13 protein-coding genes are annotated in these 21,787 nt (G+C 52.5%); 6 read left to right on the top strand and 7 right to left on the bottom strand.

The window, feature by feature from the left end:
• Nucleotides 1-191 precede the first annotated feature (191 nt).
• Nucleotides 192-521 carry a hypothetical protein gene (locus AC5JMP_RS01250; RefSeq protein ID WP_495849597.1) on the top strand — a complete coding sequence of 110 codons (330 nt, stop codon included), beginning with the start codon at nt 192-194 and terminating at the stop codon, nt 519-521.
• A gap of 49 nt (nt 522-570) precedes the next feature.
• Here the strand turns inward: AC5JMP_RS01250 and AC5JMP_RS01245 are convergent, their stop codons facing one another.
• Nucleotides 571-2,538 carry a calcium-binding protein gene (locus AC5JMP_RS01245; protein ID WP_495849596.1) on the bottom strand — a complete coding sequence of 656 codons (1,968 nt, stop codon included), beginning with the start codon at nt 2,536-2,538 and terminating at the stop codon, nt 571-573.
• Between the two features lie 933 nt (nt 2,539-3,471).
• On the opposite strand from AC5JMP_RS01245, the gene AC5JMP_RS01240 reads away from it, so the two are divergent.
• A complete protein-coding gene (locus tag AC5JMP_RS01240) occupies nt 3,472-5,163 on the top strand; it encodes a GMC oxidoreductase (RefSeq protein WP_495849595.1) in 1,692 nt (563 codons plus the stop codon).
• Nucleotides 5,164-5,369: 206 nt separating this feature from the next.
• Nucleotides 5,370-8,447 (top strand): DUF4394 domain-containing protein, encoded by a 3,078-nt coding sequence (locus AC5JMP_RS01235; protein ID WP_495849594.1) that lies wholly within the window; start codon nt 5,370-5,372, stop codon nt 8,445-8,447.
• A gap of 320 nt (nt 8,448-8,767) precedes the next feature.
• Here AC5JMP_RS01235 and AC5JMP_RS01230 read toward each other — a convergent pair whose 3' ends face one another.
• The 4 genes from AC5JMP_RS01230 to AC5JMP_RS01215 all read right to left on the bottom strand — a co-directional run bounded on the left by AC5JMP_RS01230 (nt 8,768) and on the right by AC5JMP_RS01215 (nt 12,895).
• On the bottom strand, nt 8,768-10,702 hold the full coding sequence (locus tag AC5JMP_RS01230) for an alkaline phosphatase (protein WP_495849593.1): 1,935 nt from the start codon (nt 10,700-10,702) through the stop codon (nt 8,768-8,770).
• Between the two features lie 31 nt (nt 10,703-10,733).
• Nucleotides 10,734-10,943: a hypothetical protein gene (locus AC5JMP_RS01225; RefSeq protein WP_495849592.1), complete on the bottom strand. Its 210-nt coding sequence runs from the start codon at nt 10,941-10,943 to the stop codon at nt 10,734-10,736.
• 137 nt (nt 10,944-11,080) lie between these two features.
• Entirely contained in the window at nt 11,081-11,575 is a 495-nt protein-coding gene (locus tag AC5JMP_RS01220) for a hypothetical protein (protein WP_495849591.1), read from the bottom strand.
• Nucleotides 11,576-11,818: 243 nt separating this feature from the next.
• The gene (locus AC5JMP_RS01215) at nt 11,819-12,895 is read right to left on the bottom strand and encodes a cation diffusion facilitator family transporter (protein ID WP_495849590.1); all 1,077 of its coding nucleotides are present in this window, start codon (nt 12,893-12,895) and stop codon (nt 11,819-11,821) included.
• A gap of 473 nt (nt 12,896-13,368) precedes the next feature.
• Here AC5JMP_RS01215 and AC5JMP_RS01210 point away from each other — a divergent pair, with 473 nt between their 5' ends.
• The 3 genes from AC5JMP_RS01210 to AC5JMP_RS01200 all read left to right on the top strand — a co-directional run bounded on the left by AC5JMP_RS01210 (nt 13,369) and on the right by AC5JMP_RS01200 (nt 19,941).
• Entirely contained in the window at nt 13,369-15,453 is a 2,085-nt protein-coding gene (locus tag AC5JMP_RS01210; protein ID WP_495849589.1) for an NAD(P)H-quinone oxidoreductase subunit 5, read from the top strand.
• 95 nt (nt 15,454-15,548) lie between these two features.
• Nucleotides 15,549-17,138 carry an NAD(P)H-quinone oxidoreductase subunit 4 gene (locus AC5JMP_RS01205; protein WP_495849588.1) on the top strand — a complete coding sequence of 530 codons (1,590 nt, stop codon included), beginning with the start codon at nt 15,549-15,551 and terminating at the stop codon, nt 17,136-17,138.
• 322 nt (nt 17,139-17,460) lie between these two features.
• On the top strand, nt 17,461-19,941 hold the full coding sequence (locus AC5JMP_RS01200; protein ID WP_495849587.1) for a PhoD-like phosphatase: 2,481 nt from the start codon (nt 17,461-17,463) through the stop codon (nt 19,939-19,941).
• A 115-nt stretch (nt 19,942-20,056) separates the two neighbouring features.
• Here the strand turns inward: AC5JMP_RS01200 and AC5JMP_RS01195 are convergent, their stop codons facing one another.
• On the bottom strand, nt 20,057-20,848 hold the full coding sequence (locus AC5JMP_RS01195) for an ABC transporter permease (protein WP_495849586.1): 792 nt from the start codon (nt 20,846-20,848) through the stop codon (nt 20,057-20,059).
• Complete coding sequence (locus tag AC5JMP_RS01190) at nt 20,838-21,785, bottom strand: ABC transporter permease (protein WP_495849585.1); 948 nt, start codon at nt 21,783-21,785, stop codon at nt 20,838-20,840. The genes AC5JMP_RS01195 and AC5JMP_RS01190 overlap by 11 nt, the downstream gene beginning before the upstream one ends.
• Nucleotides 21,786-21,787 lie beyond the last annotated feature (2 nt).

Here is a 21,787-nt window from a genome sequence, read left to right as displayed (position 1 = left end):
AAACGAGGGATATCTTGATCATGCCGTAAGATCACCAAAAGTTGGGAAGAGCCCCAGTACATTGGCATCTCCCCGCACTGCCTGACAATCCACATAAGCCGGATCACCAGCGGGTAAGGGTCTAAACGGATCAATTGAATTGTAGATGTCAGTTAAAACGTCGCTCACAATTTCTCGCTGCTGCCCTGCGAATGTGGCTCTATTTTAGCGAGAACGGAGTCAAGCGCGATCGCCAATCCATTCTCTCTGTCTCAGGCAAGCGATCGCCTCCCCATTTGCAGCTGATTTCCCTCAAAAACTTTCGCTCTCCAAGCTCAGATCTCGGAACTTCAAGCTTTGAAGGCGATCGCTCCCCCTCCGATCTCGAAACTTCGGCTTCGGGACTCGGAACTTTGACCTCAGAGCTGCAATCGTCTAGCTTTGAACTCGGAACTTCGCCTTTAGGACTCGGAACTTTAGCTTCAGAGCCGCGACAATCCAGCTCAGAACTCGGAACTTCGGCTTTGGGACTCGAAAGGTGAGCCTTTGAGCTGCAATGGTCTAGATCGCAGCCCAGATCGACTCGAAAATCTATGGAGAAATGACGAAATCGGAGGCAGTCAGGGCTGGACGTCCTGTAAGCGTGGCAAAATTGCTGCCAATGCCCAAGCCAGGTTTACCGCGATCGCTGTTGTAAAATAGCTTGCCGCTGCTGTAGACAATCAGCGCCGGACTGGTGGCTACAGCTTTTGGGTTGGCGGCGATCGCAAACGTTTTATCACTCAAAGCCTTGACGGATTTGAGGGCGGTGAAGGTGGTTTTGTCGAGGATGATTTTGTCTTCACCGGGCTTGAAGTCTCGAATCATATCAACGCCGATCGCGGTTGCCGAAAACTTACTGTCCGTATCGAAGACAAATCGGTCTTTGCCTTTGCCGCCTGTGAGTGAATCGTTGCCCAAGTTGCCCACGAGGCGATCGTTTCCCACACCGCCAATTAGCGTGTCGTTGTCTGTGCCGCCATAGAGAAAATCGTTGCCCTTGCCGCCCGTGAGCAGATCGCTACCCGCATCGCCGTAGAGAAAATCATTGCTCACGCCGCCGTCTAGCACGTCATTGCCGTCACCGCCGTAGAGCCGATCGCTGCCCTGCCCTCCCGACACCACATCACTGCCTGCTTCGGCAAAGAGGCGATCGTCCCCTTCGTCGCCCCGCAGCGCATCATCTCCTTCGCCGCCATAGAGAGAGTCGTTGCCGACACCGCCGAGGAGAGAATCATTGCCGACCTCACCATAGATCTGGTCATCACCACTGTCTCCCGACAGCGTATCCGCATCGGTTCCTCCGTAGAGTGCGTCATTCCCAGCGCCGCCGAGGAGAGAATCGTTGCCAAATTCGCCGTAGAGTAGATCGCTACCGTCATCCCCACTCAGCGTATCGTTGCCCTCGCTGCCAAACAGAGAATCGTTGCCCAAGCCACCGAAGAGGCGATCGTTTCCAGCTTCGCCAAACAGTTCATCCTCATCATCGCCGCCGCTTACGGTATCATTGCCTTCTCCAGCAAACAGAGTATCTTTTCCGATTCCTCCGTCTAAGCTGTCATTGTCGCTGCCGCCGTTTAAATAATCATCGCCAGCATCCCCTTTAAGGACATCATCGCCTTCCACGCCATAGATCGAATCATTGCCAGCACCGCCCGTCAGAAAGTCATTGCCGACCTCGCCGTAGAGGGTATCGCTGCCCTCGCCGCCCTCTAGCGAGTCTGCCCCCTCGCCGCCGTGGAGTTCGTCGTTGCCAGCGCCGCCCAACAGCGTGTCATTCCCGACTTCGCCGTAGAGCAAATCTATGCCATCGCCGCCGTCCAGACTGTCATTGCCCTCCCCACCCTGGAGGCTGTCGTCACCTGCTCCACCTGTCACAGTATCGTTGCCTGCCTCGCCGTAGAGCTTGTCTGCGTTCTCTCCTCCGTCGAGTGCATCGTTGCCTTCCCCGGCATAGAGGCTGTCGTTCCCCGCTCCGCCCAGGAGAATATCACTGCCTGACCCTCCATCCAATTGATCATCGCCCGATTCGCCCGCTAAGCTGTCGTTGCCGTCGCTGCCCGTCAGAGTATCGCTGCCCTCGCCACCTAAGAGTGTGTCGTTGCCCACCTCGCCATAGAGCAAATCATCATCGGCACTGCCCTCCAGCCGATCGTTGTCAGATCCGCCATAAAGACTGTCTTTGCCGATGCCGCCATCGAGCAGATCATCACCTGCCTCACCGTAGAGCAGATCGTCGCCCTCGCCGCCGTCGAGGAAATCGCCACCCTGACTGCCTCGCAGCACGTCGTTCCCTAGCTCGCCGTAGAGGCGATCGTTCCCTGTTTCGCCATAGATCTGGTCGTTGCCCTCACCGCCGTAGATCTGGTCGTCGCCCTCGCCGCCGTATAAAGAATCAGCTCCAGCTGCGCCCCGCAGCGTATCGTTTCCGGTAAAGCCGTTAATGGTATCGTCTTCCACCCCTCCGGTTAGGGAGTCGTCAAACTTGTCGCTAACCTGATCGCCCGCTATGTATGCCAACTTGCTTGCCCTTCACAAAATGCTGTGTCGGTAGGCTGTCCCCTGATTGATGTGATTGATGACTCGCTAATTTACGCCCTGCGGCTCTCTTCTGCGGTCATAGCTGCATCCTAGCTTCGATCAGGCTAATTTCAGTGAAGTAGCAGCGCGATTGGTTAGACACTCGATTAAGGAAGCGTGAAATCTCGTAGAGGTGTATTTGGCTTTCTGGGCGATCGCTCATCCATGCCGTTTCAAGGGCGATCGAATTCTGTAATGAGCTGATGAACTCCCCTGTCAATTCTGTGAAGTCTAATTAAAAAAGCGAATTCATCTGAGAAACGAGTGTTTACAGAGGCAATACTGCTCTAAATTCGAAATGAGCAGTTTGGTTAAGGGTTCATACCTTATTCAAAGGCATAAAGCTAGTTTAAGGGTTTCTACTCAATGCTTTTCTCGGTGTTAAGACGGTGAGGTATTGCTAAATCTGGGTATAGTTTTTTCGAAAAGGCTGCTCTGCAACCCTTTCAAAAAAATCATACCCAAAATCAGTAGCGCTGAACTGTGATTAGGGGGTTGGTCTACTGCTTGCGCTAAAAGTAGATTGATAAAGTCTTAGCTCAATCTACAGCCGTCAATCTACAGCGGTTGCTCAGCAGTTTGTATTTTCACTTCATCTACCTAAAAGGGGTTTATCTCAAGCTAGCGCCGGGTCTCAATGGCGTTCAAGCTTGCATTAATAAGAAAGCAATATCCAGGTTTTAACTCTCAGAGCTAGAGATTCAGGGCTGAGCTAAAACTCGGTATCAAAGAACGCTTAAAGCGTGGCTTTTGCCTGCTCATTTTTCTCATAACAATTGAGCAATGGCATTCTCGCCACTGCTCAATTGTTGGAATCAGCTATTTACTCTTTTGGTGCATTCAGCAGTGCATCGAATTGCGCATGGGGAAACTATGATTATTAATGGATGCCAAGTTGAGTCAGATACTCAGGTCGATTGTGATGTCTGTATCGTGGGCGCAGGAGCCGCAGGCATAACGCTGGCTAGAGAGTTACAGCAGCAAGACTTAAAAATTGTGCTGATTGAAAGCGGCAATATGCAGTTTGATCCAGCGATCGATCGCCTCAATCAGGGTGAAGTTATGAATGAAGCGATGCATGGCTCTTTGCAGGTGAATCGCCGCCGTCAGTTGGGAGGCACTACAGCCATTTGGGGCGGGCGCTGTGTCCCGTTTGATGAATCTGACTTTGTGGCGCGATCGCATGTTCCCTATAGCGGCTGGTGTTTTCGCAAAAGTGAGTTAGTTTCTTATTATCAGCGTGCCCATGAGCATTGTGAAATTGGCTCCTACACTTCAACGCCGATCGATCTATTGCCTGCTGCAAGCCGTAATCGTGCCATGATTCCCGGTTTGTGTACAGATGAGCTTTCCACAAACGAGCTGTATTTGTTTAGTCCGCCGACGCATTTTGGTCAGCGATATCTGTCTGAGCTACGCCAGTCCCGTCAGATTTCTCTGTTTCTGAATACGAACTGTCTACAGCTCATCACCACTGATGATGGCGGCACGATTGAGCGGCTGCAAGTTGCTTCAATCCGGCAAAACAAGTTCTCAATTTGTGCCAAACGATTTGTGCTGGCAGCCGGAGGGCTGGAGGTGGCGCGGCTGTTGCTGCTTTCCCGTCAAACTCATGCCAACGGCATTGGTAATCAGCATGATTTAGTTGGACGCTTCTACATGAGCCATTTAAATTATCGATTTGATGTTCAGTTTATACCCGGTCTACCCATCGTTTGGGATTACGAAAAAACCCGCGAATCGATCTACTGCCAGAGAGCGATCGCCCTTTCTAATCAGCAGCAGCAACAGCATAAATTATTGAATCATCGGGTGTTCATTGAGCGCCCCAACGTTGCGAATCCAAACCACAAGAACGGCGTTTTCTCGGCAACCTACTTGACAAAGGCACTGCTTAGACGACAGACACGAGACTTGCAAGGTCAAAGATATGATCAGGTATACGGCAAAGCGAATCGTTTTGCCCATGCTCTAACCCATGGGCAAAACATTGTGCTAGGTTTGCCCAGTGTTTTGCCTTTTTCTTACAAGCTGCTAAGTAAAAGATTGTTGAGCGATCGCAAGCTGCCTTCTGCACTTGCCCATAACCGGGCTAACTTTTATACGCTACGCATGGATAGCGAACAGGTTCCTAATCCCCATAGCCGCGTTACCCTTAGCTCACAACAGGATTGCTTTGGCTTAAACCAGCTTCAGGTAGATTGGCGCACGACTGAGCAGGATGTTCAAAGCATAGAGCGTTCGATGCAGCTCATTGGGGAGGCTTTCCGTCGCTGCATCGTGGGTACAATAGCGCCTTTAACGGACGTTCTCCTTGAGCCTCAAGGCGGACATTACCTAGGCACAACTCGTATGTCTAGCAGTCCTAGCAGCGGCGTTGTCGATGAAAACTGCCGAGTTTACGGCGTTAGCAACCTGTTTATTGCCAGCAGCTCTGTGTTTCCAACTGCGAGTTACGCTAACCCAACGCTAACGATCGTGGCACTTACCATTCGCCTTGCCGATTATCTGAAGCAAGGCTTAGCGGCTCCTTCTCTGCATTTTTCGGCTTATCCCAAACGCTAGTAGCTTATGTGCCGCTCGGATGCAGCGAGGTTCCGGATATCAGATTGGGGTAAGGGTAATTTGAGTTTTGCTAATTAGCTTCTGACTCTAGTAGGGTAGAATCCACTTCACTGATCATCTCGTACTAAAGGGTGAAGCGGTGCTAGTGATCTCCTAAGTAAAATCAGCTAGAGCCGAGCTAAGTTTGTAAAATCGGAGACCTCATTATGACCGGAACAGCTTACGTATTTATCGATCGCAATACCTATGATTATCAGTATCTGATCGATCACGTGAAACCGGGTTATCAGGTAATTTTGCTAGAAAATGATCGAGATGGTATCGATCAAGTTACCGAAGTTCTACAGAACAGCCGTGAAGTGACAGAGCTGCACTTGGTTAGCCATGGTAGCCCTGGCTGTCTGTACTTGGGCAATACTCATCTCAGTCTAGAGAATCTCGATCGCTATGCAGGTTTACTCAAACAGTGGCGTACAGCTCTCGCCCACCAGACTAATCAATGTGCTGACCTGATGCTCTATGGCTGCCGAGTAGCAGAACAGGGCTGGAGCGAGTTTTCGCGCGCGCTCTCCACATTGACGGGAGCCAATATTGCAGCCTCTAGAGACGAAGTCGGCAATGGCAGGTGGAATCTGGATCAGCGTCAAGGAGCGGTTGCCGCTGACCTAGCTTTCTCGCCCCAGGTGCAGCAAGCTTATCAAGGCGTTTTTAGCGTTGGCTACGCCCTGAGCAATAATAGCCTAATTGCCTTCGATACCTTAAATCCTGACAACCCCGGAGCGGCGATCGCTGTTACTGGGCTAGGCACTGGGGAAAACCTTGTAGGAATTGATGTTCGTCCTCAGAACGGCAAGCTTTATGGTCTTACCAGCAACGGGTCTGCTGTCCGGCTCTATGTCATCAGTCCCCAGACTGGCGTGGCAACTGCCTTGACTACCGTACCCGTGCAGTTTGATGATGGCGCAGGTAACGCAGTGCCGATCACAAGCACAAACTTTGGACTAGATTTTAACCCCACAGTCGATCGCCTGCGGGTCGTCACTGATAGCGGCTTAAATTTCCGCATGAACCCCAACACAGGGGCTTTAGTGGATGGTAACACCGTCACGCTCGGCGTTAATGCAGATGCTGGCATCAATGGTGGAGGTGCGGTTGATGCAGCGGCTTACACCAATAGTGCGCCCAACGTTACCACAACGACGCAATACACGTTAAGCGCTGCCAGCGATACGCTCTCGATTCAAAATCCGCCCAACAATGGAACGCAGACTTTACCCCTAACGGTAACTTTGGGCGGCACTCGCCTAGACTTCACGGCCGTCAGTGGGTTTGACATTCCTGCTGGTGTAAATGTTGCCACTTCAAATATACCCGCAGCCGGAAACGCCCTGGCAGCGCTGACTGTGGGCGGCAGCACCGGACTGTATTCGATCGAGCTATCTACAGGTGCCGCAACGCGAGTGGGAGCGATCGGCACAGGTACAGCTCCAGCTCAAGGCTTTGCCGTTCAGAATGAGGCATCTGTTGGAGATACGCCGTTAATTGGGTTGACTGCCGCTAATGCGATCGTCCGATTCAATCGTTCTAGCCCTAGCACCGCCATAACGGTTCCTATTACAGGTCTTGCCGCTGGCGAGTCGGTAGTAGGCATCGATTTCCGTCCGGCAACCGGACAGCTTTTTGCCCTTAGCACCAATGGCGCAGGCGGCGTACGTCTATCTATCATCGATCCGCAGACAGGTGCCGCAACTGCTGTAACGACCACCTTTCAGCAGTTTGATGATGGCGCAGGAAACGCGGTGCCGATTCAGGCAACGGCTTTTGGCATCGATTTCAACCCCACGGTCGATCGCATTCGAGTCGTCACCAACACAGGACAAAATTTCCGCCTCAATCCTATTACGGGACTGCTAGTGGATGGCGATAATGGGGGCGCGGTCGGTAGCGCAGTGGGTACGAATCCTGACGGTTCGGTTAAGGGTAGCGCCACGGCAGTAGATGCAACGGCTTACACCAACAGCTTTGCCGGAGCTACGGTTACAACCCAATACACGCTAGATGCCACGACCGATCGCCTCCTGATTCAAAATCCGCCCAACAGCGGCACCCAATCTCTACCCTTGGCGGTGACGCTCAACGGCGCGCCGCTAGACTTTTCGGCGGTCAATGGGTTCGACATTCCTGCTGGAGTTCGGGTGGCAACTGCTAATGCCGCCGCTTCTGGACGGGCGTTAGCAGCCCTGACGGTAGGAGGCAGCAGCAACTTGTACGCAATCGAGCTGAGTACGGGTGCTGCGACGCTATTGGGCGCAGTTGGCGCTGGCACGACGCAATTAATTGGGCTAGCGGCAGCAGATTCTCCTGTTGGCGCAGTCGCTTTTGCAACTCCCACCTATAGCGTGAACGAGAATGGTACGTCGATCGGTATCAGCTTGGTGCGGACAGGCGGCTCGACCGGAGCCTTCACCGTCAACCTCTCTGCTACGGGCGGCACTGCTACAACTGCCGACTACAGCGGACTGCCGGGTACCATCACTTTTGCTGATGGACAAACTACCGCCACGGCAACCCTCAACATCACCAGAGACACTTTGGTAGAGGTCAACGAAACGCTGAATCTGTCCCTCAGCAGTCCGACGAATGGGGCTGTTCTGGCGGTTCAGGATGCCGCAGTTTTGACCATCAATGAACCGCTTAGAACGCTCAGAGGCAATGGCGCAAGCGGCACCACACGAGGCACCATTACCAACGATCGCCTTCTGGGATTGGGCGGCAATGACGCTCTCTTGGGGTTTGGGGGTAATGATGTGCTGGATGGCGGTTCAGGAGGTGACCGACTGAATGGCGGTCTTGGAGCAGACCTGTATGTCTATGCCGGAAGAACCAAGCAAGCTGCTTTTGCTAACTCTTTAATTGGTGCACTTGACCGGGTATTAGGGTTTAAAGTGAGCGAGGGCGATCGCTTCCAGCTAGATTTTGACAACAGGGCTTCTACCATCAACCTGCCGCGCCGATTGTTCAATGCAGGTCAGGAAGGCAATACGCTCACCGATGCAGTTCGGACAGCCTATGCCGACAAAGATCAGCAGACGAGAGGCAGACAGGGGTTAGGAGTCAACGAAGCCGTGTTCTTCACGTCCAGAGGACAAACCTACCTTTCGGTGAATGATGGTCAGGCTGGGTTTTCGGCTAGCCGCGACTTGCTCATAAACGTGACTGGGATTGGCTTCAATCCTGGAGATGCTACGGCCGGGACTCTGACGGTTAGCAATTACTTTGCCTAGGCTCGATTAATATGACAACCGCTAAAGCGGTTAAGACGGGGACATTGAGGACGGGCGTTTCGCGCCCCACCCAAAATGTCTCCGTCCTACCTCAGGTGAATACAGCTACATACCATACCGATTTAAACGAATTTGTGGGCACATCGAACCTCAGAAGGGGCTTGGCAATGCCAAGCCCGTACCGGGATCTGTCGCGGTTCCAAATCAAATTGGTATCCGTTTGAGTCATCGGTTTGAGTCATAAGAAACGGGCAACAGATTCTCTCTGCTGCCCGTTTTTCTAGTTGAAGAGGGACGATCGGCGATCGTCCCTCAGCCTTTTATCGGAGAGGCTCTGACAAAGCGGTCAGCATTGCCTCATAGATGTGAGCTTGGTCGATCGCATTGGGAACGCCCGGAACATCGAACCCGTAAGATTTATAGCCCTGCCCAATGTAAGGACTCAGGTCAAAAGCGCGACCCTGGTAGTAAACCGGAACCATGCGGTTCGTGTGGCTACCCCAACCGTACTTGTTGACGGCAGAAGGTCCCCAACTATGTCCTGCCTCAGATGCCAGCAGATCATTGCCATAGGTGAGAGCCTGAGCGCCCTTCGAGAATAGCTGGTCGCGGTAGTTGGGGTAGAGCGTCAGGTAATGGTCATGGTCAGCCGTGACAATCAGCACATTCTTCCGCCAGCCGCCGTTCTTGTTGATCCAGCTAATCACCGTTTGAACTGACTTATCGAAGTCGCGGACGCTGCCAATCAAAGAATCTAGGTTGTTGTCGTGAGCAGCCCAGTCAATGTCGCCGCCCTCAACCATCAGCCAGAAGCCGTCTTTGTCCTTGCCCAAAACATTCAGAGCAGACTGAGTCATTTGAGCCAGAGTGGGATTCTCATTCCGCTCTTTCTGCACAAAGCTAGCATCCGTTTCGCCGGGTTGCAGCGGACGGTCAAAGTCATTGACGGGTAGGCGTCCATCCACGTAGGGAGTGGCATACAGGGAGCCGCTCCGAGCAAAGCTTGCCAATCCGGTGCTGCTGAAGTCGCCATTCTCGGTGCTGACGGGAATATTACCTGCCTGACCCCGTGCCCCAAACAGACCCAGAAGCCTTTCGCCTTTGTTGGGGTTGATTGCGGCTGCGGTTTGCAGAAGCTTGGTTCCAGCGTTGGGCTGGCGCTCTACAAATTTGTAGCCGTAGCGGTTGCTATCGTTAGAACCTGCGGCTGCTCTACAAGCCTCAGCATCCGTCAGCGCCGTTTTACCTGTCAGTTCCTTGTAGGTCGTGGCTCTGATGTAGGTATAGGTGCAGGTGCCTGGTGCTCTGTATCCAGTTCTGCTGGGGTCGTTGACGGCATTATCGTGGTCAAGGGGGTGACCGCCGCCCAACATCACCGTGGGCAGGTAGCCTTGGTCAAGGCGGATTGCTTCTTGGAGAATGCTGTCCAGGTTAGGAAAATCATTGTCGTACTTGTTACGACGGTTGACCGATGAAACAGCGGCTCCGGGAGTCGCGTGGGTAATGGGAACTGACGTGACCACACCTGTCGATTTGCCCAGTTCAGCAGCCGTCTGCAAGATGGTTTTGACATCCGACTTTTCAAAAATATCGACCGACATCGCGTTGTTATAGCTCTTCACCCCGGTGTAGAGGGTTGCAGCTGTGTTGGCAGAGTCGGGATAGCTGTAAGTGATGTAGTCTGGCTCAGGTGATTTGTCAGGAGTGATGGGTGTCCAGGGATTTGAACCGCCGCGACCCGCATCATAGCCCACTAGGTTGCCCAGGTTGGGGTCGGTTGCGCCGCCAGTACCATCAGCACGGGTGCCGGGGTTAAAGGGCAGAGGCTTGAAGCTAAATCCGTCGCGAACGGGCGCTGCACCCGTCACACCGCAATCGATTCCGGTTGGGTTTGCGGTCGATCGGCATAGCGGAGAAGCAGCATTCAACGCCGAGTTGCCTGTGCTAAACCTACCCGTTACAGAATCAAATACGGTTGTGCCGTAGGTGGTAGCAAACGTGTAGCCAGCAAGCTTTTGCATGCTCAAGCCTTTGCCTTTGCCGCTGGTGTAGGAAGCGCCGTTGGCAACTGCCGCCGCACGCGCCATTTCCCAACCCATACCATCGCCAATCATCAAGATGACGTTGACTCCATTACCGTAAGTTGCTGCAACTGCTGCTTGAGTCAGGGTACCCAAATCGAGAACAACGGCGCAAAATACGCACGCTAAAGCCAGAGACAGCTGACGCTGCCAGCTTCTAATAATCTGAACCATGAATATATACCTCTAGAGGAATCTGAATGGTTTACTGGTAGAAATTCAATTCCTGATGGGAAGGATTTCTCCACAAGGAGATTTGAGCCTGATGAGCTGATGGCTGAACCGATGAGAAAGCCGCCGCTGCTGCGCGTTGGCTAGATGGCTGGTTGAACGCAAATGAGAACAGCGCTACTCCCAGAAAACCCACCAAGAAATAGACCAACCGACGTAGAAACTTATTCGCTAAGAAATCCATAAACCCATACTCCTAAAGGTAGGTGAAGAAGATAATTCGCACCCAGACTTGTACCCGATCCTGACTTCTAAATCTGCACCTAAGCTTTACTCAAACCTGCACCCTGAAACTTCCCGTTCAAAACCAGCTATGGGGAACTAGTTATAGAAATTTGGCTCACTGTTAGGGTTAACAGTTCCGCTAGGAACGGCAGGAGCATCAGTGGGTCTAGAAGTGGCGATCGTCGAGGATGACGTGCCGCCTCTGTATCCCAGCAGTATCGAAGCATCGCCAAGATACTGTGCCCATGCCTGAACGTTGGGCCGATTTTGCCAATCGGCTCGGGAAACTTTGACAAACAGCAGGGGTGACAAACTGCCGTTGCGATCGCCCGTCACCTTCACAGCAACCTCTGTGATGCTGGGATTTCCTGCAAAGGCTTGGGCAATTGAGTTGCCTGCCATTGCCTCCGCCCGTTCGATCACGGCAGCGTAGCTCTGATCGTCAGAGGAATCAATCACGTAGTTTAGTGCTTGAGATTCAGCACGGGCAACTTCACCCCCTGCAGCGCTCAATGTAGCGGTCAAAAGACTAGCTAAGATAAGCTGAACCCAAGGATTCGCTTTCTTGCCCCCACTGGATTTTACGCTCATGCTGCTAACCGTCCGTCCGCTAAGCACGAAGCAGAAACGATCGCGAGACTCACTTCAAACTGATTAGATTTTGACGAAACAGAGGCTAATGCGGTGAAAGCCTCACGACGATCGAATGAACAGATAGAGCACATATAGACTTGAAAGTTGCAGACTTGATAGTTAAAGACTCAACAAGGACATCCAATAAACCAAGAGACGCTTGCACATATCTTCATACGTTCATGACCGTATCATCGAAGCCTATGAACGCTGTGTGTTCTCAAAAACATAGGATGTTAAGCTTCGATGAAGCAGCGGATGCAGAGCGCGATTGCCAGAAGGCTTCTCTAAGATTTGCAGCATCGATTCTTCAATCCCAAACACCTGGTTCAGATGAGTTTGCAACATGCCAACCAGCTGATCTCGCTCATCTGCACTGAGAGCAGAGACTCTAAGATCGGCGCAGAGCTTGACTTGGCTGGGCGTAATGCTCCAAATGTAGAGCTTTTCAACCTCTTCCACGGCATCGAAATCCTGCAAGCTAGACTTGATCGCTTCGGGCTGGAGCGATCGCGGTGAAAACTCTAGAAACACCTCTAGGCTCTCCTTAATCAGCGGGATGGCGCTGAGGCAGGTCAGACTGGCGATCAGCAGGCTGGTAGCAGCATCGACCCACATCCAATGCCAAAAATAGATCATCAAACTGGCGAAGACAATACTGACAGAGCTAGCTGCATCGGCAGCCACATGCAGAAATGCCGATCGCATATTGAGATCCTGACGGCTGCTGCTGTAGAGCAAGCCAATATTGATACCGTTGATGATTAAACCGACTCCTGAGCCAAACAGCATTGGCAGTCCCAAAACTGCCTCTGTTGACTGGAGGCGATCGACTGATTCAATTACGATGAAGGCGGCGATCGCCAATAAACTCAGTCCGTTGACTAACGCGACCAGCACCTCAACCCGACCATACCCAAAAGTGACCCGACCCGACGCAGGACGCTGTGCTAGATAGCTAGCGGCTAGGGTTAGCCCAAAAACCGCTACATCTGAAAGGATATGCCCCGAATCTGCCAGAAGCGAAAGACTATGGCTCCACAAACCCGCCAACACCTGAGTGACAAAAAGACCGCTAAGCAGCCCTAAAGCCATCCACAAACGCCGGATTTTCTGTCCACTTTGCGCCGGATCGCCCCTCTGAGCTGTACTGAAATGTAGAAGACCGCACTGGCAAGAATTCAAAATTCTGGAAGTAATCTGATTCGCCTGTGGAGTAGTCGGCTGATTAAGCTGTTTAGACTGATTAACCTGTGACTGTTCGCTTGCAAGTGCCATTCTGAGCAGAACTCTGTTGCTAATACTCTATTGCTGTCTGTGATTAATCCCTCTACGTCACCTCTTGCAGCGATTTGATCTAGCAATCGGTATCAGCACCCCCATGTAACGTAGCAGGTTTGTCATACTGACTCAGTAAGAGAAGATTAACGTCAGGTAAAACTTCTGAATACCTGAATAGCTATTGGTTGCAAGGCGACTCAGGGCAAGGCAGAGTTTCTTGGAAAAGGCAGAATTTCTTGAAAGAAGAGCTTGAGGAGAAGGAAGGCTCCCCCTCAACTGTCACTTATCACACAGCGTATCCCACCCCGCTCCGCCACACTAGGTTTAAAGTCTAGGACGCGCCTAGAGTTAGGATGTGCCTAGGGTAATCGCATAGCTTAGTCTTGGCTTAAGCATCTTCTGAGACAGCTATGTGTCACAATGTAAACGGTTTTGCCAACTCGATAAAAGCTTGGGAGTAGGCGTGAGTCATGGAGCCACTATATGATTACGTCTGGTTGATTCCTGTCCTGCCACTGGTAGGCGCGATGATACTAGGCTTGGGGTTAATTTCGTACGGCAAGGCAGTTAATAAGCTCCGCAAACTATGTGCGGGGTTTATCGTGTCTTTGCTGGGAACCACGATGGTTCTCTCTTTTGCATTGTTGTGGAGCCAAATTCAAGGGCATGAGACTTATACTCATTTGATTGAATGGGCATCGGCTGGAGATTTCCGGCTAACGATGGGCTACACCGTCGATCACATTACGGCGCTAATGCTGGTAATTGTGACCACAGTGGCGTTCTTTGTCATGATTTACACCGACGGCTACATGGCTCACGATCCGGGCTATGTCCGATTCTATGCCTATCTCAGCCTGTTTAGCTCGTCGATGCTGGGGCTGGTCATTAGTCCTAACCTGCTTCAGGTCTATATATTTTGGGAACTGGTCGGCATGTGTTCCTACCTGCTGATTGGCTTCTGGTACGATCGCAAGCCTGCCGCAGATGCCTGTCAAAAAGCGTTTGTCACTAACCGAGTCGGCGACTTCGGTCTGCTGCTGGGCATGTTGGGATTGTTCTGGGCAACGGGCACTTTTGAGTTTGATCTCATGGGTCTGCGGCTGGAGAACCTGGTGGAGTCTGGGTCTATGAGCGTGGCGATCGCCTCTCTCCTAGCTATCCTGGTGTTTCTGGGACCTGTTGCCAAGTCGGCGCAGTTCCCGCTACATGTCTGGCTGCCAGACGCGATGGAAGGTCCGACCCCGATCTCAGCACTAATCCATGCGGCAACGATGGTGGCTGCCGGAGTTTTCCTGATTGCCCGGATGTATCCCGTGTTTGAGAACTTGCCCACCGCGATGAATACGATCGCCTGGACGGGAGCCTTTACCGCCTTCCTGGGAGCCAGTATTGCCATCACCCAGAATGACATCAAGAAGGGTTTGGCATACTCCACGATGTCCCAGCTGGGCTACATGGTGATGGCAATGGGGGCTGGAGCCTACGGAGCCGGACTATTTCACCTGATGACCCATGCCTACTTTAAGGCGATGCTATTCCTGGGTTCAGGTTCGGTAATCCACGGCATGGAGGGCGTAGTCGGTCATGATCCGGTGCTGGCGCAAGATATGCGGCTGATGGGCGGTCTGCGGAAACATATGCCGATTACGGCAATCACCTTTTTGATCGGGACGCTGGCGATCTGCGGGATTCCGCCCTTTGCCGGATTCTGGTCGAAAGACGAAATTCTTGGCTCCATGTTTGCCGTCAATCCTGCCCTGTGGCTAGTGGGCTACCTGACTGCTGGAGTCACGGCGTTCTATATGTTCCGGATGTACTTCAGCACGTTTGAAGGCAGTTTCCGAGGCAACGATGCCGACATCAAGAAGCAGCTCAAGTTAGAACAGTTCCAAAGGATGGGCATGTCTTTGGGGCCTGGAGCGATGAATCCTCAGGAGCTAGCTCTGACAGCCGATCATCATGATGCCCATGAGGCTCACGAGAGTCATGATGATCATGGGCACAGCCACGAACCCCATGAGTCGCCGATCGCCATGACCTTGCCCCTAATGGCACTGGCAATTCCCTCAATGCTGGTAGGTTTGGTGGGTACGCCTTTTGCCAACTACTTTGAGGCGTTCATCCATCCGGCAAGCGAAGTTGTGGAAGGAATCCCATCTGAGGTGGACTGGAATGAGTTCCTGATCATGGGCGGCAGCTCAGTTGGGATTGGACTGATTGGCATCTCGCTGGCGGTGCTAATGTATCTGCAACGCAAGATTGATCCGGGGGCGATCGCCAAAACGATTCAACCGCTCTATCAGCTCTCGCTAAATAAGTGGTACATCGACGATATCTATAATGTCGTGTTCGTTCAGGGCAGTCGGCGCTTGGCGCGTCAAGTCCTGGAAGTAGATGTGCGGCTGGTGGATGGCGTGGTCAACCTGGCGGGGTTTGTCACCTTGGTGACGGGCGAAACCTTAAAATATCTGGAAAACGGACGGGTGCAATTTTATGCCCTGATCGTGTTCGGAGCCGTGCTGGGTCTGGTGTTGGTTTCTGGTATCGCTTAATCCCTTGATTTGTCGGGTGTAGGGTATGGGGTGTGGGTGTTACAGCCTTGCCCATTCCCACACCCTGAGTCCCCAAACGCTTATAGAAACCTGCAATGGATACTGCTAATTTTCCCTGGCTAACCACTACTATTTTGCTGCCGATCGTGGCTGCCCTGTTGATTCCGTTTATCCCTGACAAAGATGGGAAAACGGTTCGCTGGTACTCCCTGATTGTGGGGTTGATTGATTTTGCCATTCTGGTTTACGCCTTCTATACCCAATATGATTTTTCTAGCTCCGATCTCCAGCTTGTAGAGAGCTATTCCTGGGTTTCGGCGCTTGATTTACGCTGGTCGGTAGGGGCAGATGGCGTGTCCATGCCGCTAATCTTGCTGACTGGATTCATTAGCACGCTGGCGATTCTTGCCTCCTGGCCCGTGACGCTGAAGCCAAAGCTGTTTTACTTCCTGATGTTGGCGATGTATGGCGGTCAGATTGGGGTGTTTGCAGTACAGGATATGCTGCTGTTCTTCCTGATGTGGGAATTGGAGCTAATTCCGGTGTATATGCTGCTTTCGATCTGGGGCGGCAAAAAGCGGCTGTACGCGGCAACTAAGTTTATTTTGTATACGGCGGGGGGGTCACTGTTCATCCTGGTGGGGGCGCTGGCAATGGCGTTCTACGGGGATACGGTGACGTTTGACATGCGATCGCTCATGGCAAAAGACTATCCCATCAATTTCCAGCTTCTCGTCTATGGCGGCTTCCTGATCGCCTATGGAGTAAAGCTGCCGATCATTCCGCTGCACACCTGGCTGCCAGATGCCCACGGCGAGGCGACGGCTCCGGTTCACATGCTGCTGGCAGGTATTCTGCTGAAGATGGGCGGCTATGCCCTGATCCGCATGAATATCGAGATGCTGCCGGAGGCTCACGTTTACTTTGCGCCGATTCTGATTATTCTGGGCATTGTCAACATCATCTATGCGGCGCTGACCTCCTTTGCTCAGCGAAGTCTGAAGCGCAAGATCGCCTATTCCTCTATCTCCCACATGGGATTTGTACTGATTGGAATGGCTTCGTTTACTGACTTGGGCTTGAGCGGAGCCATGCTGCAAATGGTGTCGCATGGACTGATTGGAGCCAGTCTGTTCTTCTTGGTAGGCGCAACCTACGATCGCACCCACACTCTGATTCTGGATGAGATGGGCGGCGTGGGGAAAAAGATGCCCCGGATTTTTGCCATGTTCACGACTTGCTCTATGGCTTCGCTGGCGCTGCCGGGGATGAGCGGCTTTGTCGCCGAGCTGATGGTGTTCGTCGGCTTTGCCACCAGCACGGCTTACGGACTGCCCTTCAAGATTATCGTGGTGCTATTGGCGGCGATCGGGGTGATCCTCACGCCGATTTACCTGCTGTCGATGCTGCGAGAAATTTTCTATGGCCCTGAAAACAAGGAGCTGACCTCGCATCAAATCCTTGCCGATGCCGAACCCCGCGAGGTGTTTATCATCGCCTGTCTGCTGGTGCCGATCATTGGCATCGGCTTCTATCCCAAGCTGATCACGCAGATTTACGATGTCAAAACACTGGCAATTACCGCTCGGCTAGAAGAAGCTTTGACGCAGGTTGCCGAACACCCGGCGCTGCCGCGATCGCTCGCCTCAAAGCTACGCATCGCCCCGGCAATACCCAAAACCTGATGACCGAGCAGAAACAAATTAAGCCTCTTGCAGATTAGAGTTTTGGGATTAGATTGGGTAGGGGCATAGCCTCCACCCAATCTAATTTACAAGAGGTCTACTGTGGAGACGTTACTCAGAGTAGCGTCTCTTTTTCATGTCTCTTGACGACGTTCCTCAAGCTTCTGGAGGGCGAACGATCGCCCCTCTCAAAAATATCTGCCTTAGAATTTAAAGCGGTATGAGTTTCGCATCAGCTCCACGGCAGTTGGCGAATGATGCTGAACTTCTACCCGTGAAGGATAGAGTTTTTAGCTAAGCATCAGCATACGAGTTATTGCAAATGAGCGATCAAGCCCAGATCGAGAGTCTAGATCACCTACCGCTCCTGTTGGCAGGCCCCATACTTAGACGGGTCACACCCGAATCGATCGCGGTTTGGGTAGCACTGAAGCAGCCTTGTCATGTAAAACTCATGGTTCATGACACGACGCAGCAGGGGTCAGCCATTGGAGACAGACTATTTGAAGGCAGCCGAACAACGGTGGCGTTAGGACAGTGGCTACATGTTGTAGTTGTTACAGCAAAGGCAGAGTTCGGGCAGACGTTGGAGCCCGATCGCCTCTACGCCTACGACCTTCAGTTCACACCCGCAGATCTATCGCACCAGCCAGATTCGTCGCACCAGCCAGATTCGTTGCAACAGCCTCCCCAGCCGCTACAGCAAGCTCTCTGCTCCGATCGCTTTCCTGATGTCACCATCAGCTATTTTGAACACCAAAAACCAACCTTTGTGCTGCCGCCCGATCGCCTGCAAGATTTACGGCTCGTTCAGGGTTCCTGCCGCAAAGCCCACGGCGATGGGTTTGATGCACTGCCCATGCTCGATTGCTTGATTGAAACCGCATTCGATCAACCGCAACAGCGCCCCCAGCAGCTCTTTCTGACGGGCGATCAAATTTATGGGGATGATGTTGCCGATCCGCTGCTGTGGGTGGCAACACAGCTAGGGGATCAGCTGTTGGGCTGGGAAGAACAGTTGCCTAGCAGCGATCGCTCCTCTAGCCAGACTGCAAGCCCTACTCCCAAAACGTTGCCCGCTGGACAACGAGCGGCGATTGCCACCGATCAGGCAGGCTTCACGGCTGGATTGCACCATAAATTTGCCAAGGTCAACAGCCATCTTCTGGGTCTGGGCGAGTATTATGCCTCTTATCTTCTAGCCTGGTCGCCGATCTGTTGGCCTGACACCATCCCAGACGGCAATCAGATGTTTCATATGGCTGCCACATCGCGGCGCGAATATCGCCAATCCGTTCGGCGGTGGGATCAAGAAGCTCAGGATATGCGGCAGTTGATCCACACCCTGTGGAAGGTACGACGTGCTCTGGCCAATATTGCGACGTACACTATTTTTGACGATCACGATGTCAGCGATGACTGGAACTTGAATCAAGCCTGGTGCCTCAGAGTCCTAGGGCGACCTTTGGGGCGACGAGCCGTGCAGAATGCCCTCACCGCCTATGCTGTGTTTCAAGCCTGGGGCAATACGCCTTGGCAATTTGACGCAGACTGCTCAGGCGCAAGACTGTTACAGTCTGCCCAAGACTGGTCCGCCGCCAAAGGCACCGATACCGCTGCGCTGGACGCGATCGCCCGCTATGTTGGCATGCCGCCTCTCGATCCCCATACTGATCTGCCCTTGTTCGTTCGCGATGGCGACGTGCTAATCCTCGATCGGCATCCAGATGCATTGACCTGGTACTACAGGGTTGAGGGCGCTTGCCACGAAGTGATTGTGCTCGATACCCGCACCTGGCGAGGCTATCCTGCGGATGAAAAACCGATCGCACCGCCGATGCTCCTCTGCCCGCAAGCCTTTGAGCAACAGCTAAGTCACCCGCTGCGATCGGCTGCATCAGCATCGGTTGCACCCAGATCGTCCACACCCAGATCATCTGCGCCGCCATCCCAACGCCGAATGACTTTTGTGGTGGCTCCAACCAATTTATTTGGGCTACAGGTCATTGATTGGATTCATCGCTGGCAGTTGAGCCGCAACAAAGTTTACGCCACAGATGTTGGGGATGCCTGGAACATCCACACTGAGGCACTCGCAAAATTTCTCACGGTGCTCTTCCAGGAGCGAGAGCAGGTGATTGTGCTATCGGGCGATATTCATTACAGTTCGCTAGTCCGCTTGTCGTATGGCTCCACGTTTCCGATGGAGGGATCGTCGGTGTTGGTGCAGCTAACTTGTAGTGCCCTCAAGAACGAAGAACCCCTCACTCAACTGATTCACACTCGCCTGAAAGACTGGCTTCTACCCGAAAAGGTGCGCGTTTGGAGCGGGTGGAGCAATCCTCCTGCGATGGTTGAACATTCAAAGACTCAACGTTCAACAGCTCTACAGCGCCCCAAACAGGCATCTTCTCCAAATCCTGACTGGCTCTGCGCACTAGAGTGGATGCCACGTCTCCAGACCCAGACCTCTGAATTTGGCAGGGCTGAATTTGGGAATGTTAAATTTGGCAAGGCGTTAACCTGGTTGCCGCCTCTACACCAGAAAGCAGTGTGGCAATGGCTCCAGCCGCTTTTTTTCTGGCGATCGCGCTGGTTTCAGGACGGTCGCGAAGTTGTGGGCTTAAATAATCTTGCCCTGATTCATTTTGAGCTGAGCAACGCAGGGCAAACTGACAACGTCATCCAAGATTTGTACTGGTTTTCGTCTTGGTCTCCCACCGAAATTGTCTACAGTCGGTTTGAAAGTCCGCTAGAGCCTAACCAGCCGTTACTCAAGCAAAGCAGTCGCCGCATGGGATGACGGGCGTTGCTGGTTTTATGTATGAATTTTTTTTGAAAGGGGCGCTCCGCGCCCCTTTCAAAAAAAATTCATACCCAGATTCAGCAATGCCGGATGACGCAAGGGGCAAGAGAGTTTAAGTAGACTCGCGATCCTGACTCAGACGATGAGCCAGAAGAATAGGCAAAAAAGTAATCACAATGACGAAGACTGCCGCGACATTGGTGACGGGTCGCTGCCGGGGTCGAGTTAACTGAGACAGAATCCAGATGGGCAATGTAGACTGCTGACCTGCGGTGAAGGTGGTGACAATCACTTCGTCGAAGGAGAGGGCGAAGGCTAGCATTCCTCCTGCAAGCAGAGCCGTTGCCAGGTTGGGCAGCACAATATAGCGGAAGGTTTGCAAAGGATCTGCGCCTAAATCCATGGAAGCTTCTATCTGGGATTTAGCGGTTCGGCGCAGGCGAGCCACCACATTGTTATAGACCACCACAATGCAAAACGTTGCGTGACCCACCACCACCGTCCAGAAACTAAAGGGAATCCCGGTTAAGTTAATGGCCGATCGCAGGGCAATACCTGTCACAATTCCGGGTAAGGCGATCGGCAAGAGCAGCAAGAAAGAAATCGCTTCTCGTCCAAAGAAGGGAGTTCGGTAAACCGCGATCGCCGCCAATGTTCCCATGATCAGAGCCAAGCCTGTCGCCACGGTCGCCACCTGCAACGAAAGGGTCAGCGCCTGCCAGAGATCTTGACGCTGCAAAGCAACCGAAAACCACTTCAGGGTTAACCCTGGCGGCGGGAAGGTAAAGGCTGAATCTTCTGTAGTGAAGGCATATAGCAGAATGACGGTAAAGGGAAAGTATAGAAAAAGTAGCCCTCCCCCGACGGCAATCTTTAAGCTGAGCGGTGCAGATTTAGAGGGCATCAAAGGCTCCCAGTCGCTTAGCACCAATCAGATAAAACGTCATGATGATCATGGGCACCACGGTAAAAGCTGCTGCTATGGGAATATTGCCAGCAGTACCTTGCTGAATGTAGGCGACTTGACCAATAAAAAGGCTAGAGTTCCCCAAAATACTGGGCACAATAAAGTCTCCCAAAGTGAGGGAGAAGGTAAAAATAGAGCCTGCCACAACGCCTGGAAACCCTAGCGGCAAGATCACCCAGCGAAAGGTTGCCCAATTTCTACCTCCTAAGTCGGCGGAAGCCTCCGTTAAAGAAAGGGGAACTCGCTCTAATGCCGCCTGCATCGGCAAAATCATGTAGGGTAACCAAAGATAAAGAAAAGCCAGAAACGGCCCAAACGCTGAAACCGAAAGCGAGGTGCCGCCGATGCTGGGTAGGCTTAAGAGAAGATTTAAGAGTCCCTCTAGGTGGAAGAGGCGAATGAACCAACTGAGAACACCTTCTTGAGCCAAAATTAGCTTCCAAGAATACACTCGCACCAGGTAGTTAGACCAGAGGGGTAGCAAAATAGCCAAGGATAGAGCCGCTTTGAGTCGGGGCGGGGCATGGCGAGCCATATAGTAAGCCAACGGAAACGCCAAGATTGCGGCGGCGATCGTGACCGATGCAGCCATTCCTACCGTGCGCAGGATGATATCCCCATTAGAGCGACTCAATAACTCACCATAGGTTTGCAGCGTAAATTCGCGGACAACTTGACCCGTAAAATCGTCTAGGTGAAAGAAACTTTGAATCAGCAGCGCCCCCAGAGATCCCAGGTACACGACCCCAAACCAGAGCAGCGGGGCTAGCAGCAGCAAAGCCAGCAATCCTCGCGGTCGATGATAGAAAAAATTGACTACCCGGCGGAGCTGAAACCCAGGGCGACGAGCAGACGCGGGAGGAATGTTCTGCATAT

Source organism: Drouetiella sp. (genome assembly GCF_059504425.1).
Note: the sequence above shows the minus strand (reverse complement) of the source record. Positions and strands in the feature narration are given on the sequence as shown.

What these genes read in the sequence shown, in the direction of transcription:
- AC5JMP_RS01250 (WP_495849597.1), top strand. Translation starts at nt 192, where the DNA reads ATGTGGCTCTATTTTAGCGAGAACGGAGTCAAGCGCGATCGCCAATCC.
- AC5JMP_RS01240 (WP_495849595.1), top strand. Translation starts at nt 3,472, where the DNA reads ATGATTATTAATGGATGCCAAGTTGAGTCAGATACTCAGGTCGATTGT.
- AC5JMP_RS01235 (WP_495849594.1), top strand. Translation starts at nt 5,370, where the DNA reads ATGACCGGAACAGCTTACGTATTTATCGATCGCAATACCTATGATTAT.
- AC5JMP_RS01230 (WP_495849593.1), bottom strand. Translation starts at nt 10,702, where the DNA reads ATGGTTCAGATTATTAGAAGCTGGCAGCGTCAGCTGTCTCTGGCTTTA.
- AC5JMP_RS01225 (WP_495849592.1), bottom strand. Translation starts at nt 10,943, where the DNA reads ATGGATTTCTTAGCGAATAAGTTTCTACGTCGGTTGGTCTATTTCTTG.
- AC5JMP_RS01220 (WP_495849591.1), bottom strand. Translation starts at nt 11,575, where the DNA reads ATGAGCGTAAAATCCAGTGGGGGCAAGAAAGCGAATCCTTGGGTTCAG.
- AC5JMP_RS01215 (WP_495849590.1), bottom strand. Translation starts at nt 12,895, where the DNA reads ATGGCACTTGCAAGCGAACAGTCACAGGTTAATCAGTCTAAACAGCTT.
- AC5JMP_RS01210 (WP_495849589.1), top strand. Translation starts at nt 13,369, where the DNA reads ATGGAGCCACTATATGATTACGTCTGGTTGATTCCTGTCCTGCCACTG.
- AC5JMP_RS01205 (WP_495849588.1), top strand. Translation starts at nt 15,549, where the DNA reads ATGGATACTGCTAATTTTCCCTGGCTAACCACTACTATTTTGCTGCCG.
- AC5JMP_RS01200 (WP_495849587.1), top strand. Translation starts at nt 17,461, where the DNA reads ATGAGCGATCAAGCCCAGATCGAGAGTCTAGATCACCTACCGCTCCTG.
- AC5JMP_RS01195 (WP_495849586.1), bottom strand. Translation starts at nt 20,848, where the DNA reads ATGCCCTCTAAATCTGCACCGCTCAGCTTAAAGATTGCCGTCGGGGGA.
- AC5JMP_RS01190 (WP_495849585.1), bottom strand. Translation starts at nt 21,785, where the DNA reads ATGCAGAACATTCCTCCCGCGTCTGCTCGTCGCCCTGGGTTTCAGCTC.